This window comes from Mycobacterium ostraviense, from assembly GCF_002705925.1.
Taxonomy (GTDB): domain Bacteria; phylum Actinomycetota; class Actinomycetes; order Mycobacteriales; family Mycobacteriaceae; genus Mycobacterium; species Mycobacterium ostraviense.
The window spans coordinates 1-255 of record NZ_NKRE01000026.1; the positions used below are offsets into that span (position 1 = coordinate 1).

General features: G+C 70.2%; 1 protein-coding gene. It reads right to left on the minus strand.

What is annotated here, in order from left to right; genetic code table 11:
- A partial coding sequence (locus CDN38_RS33625; protein WP_142361388.1) for a glycine--tRNA ligase subunit beta occupies positions 1–255 on the minus strand: 255 nt, incomplete at both ends.

The window sequence follows — 255 nt, forward strand, 5'->3', positions numbered from 1 at the left end:
CCAGCAGCGCGCGCAGGTCCAGCTCGAAGCCGCTTTCGATGATCGTGCGGGCCAGGCCCAGCGCGTTGCGGCGCAGGGCGAACGCGTCCTTGTTGCCGGTCGGTTTCAGGCCCGCGGCGAAACCGCCGGCCAGCGTGTCGACGCGTTCAGCAATGGCCAGCACCTTGCCCAGCGGCGAGAGCGCGATGTCATCGCCGCCGAAGCGCGGCTGGTAGGCCTCGTCGATGGCCAGCGCCACATCGGCCGATTCACCAC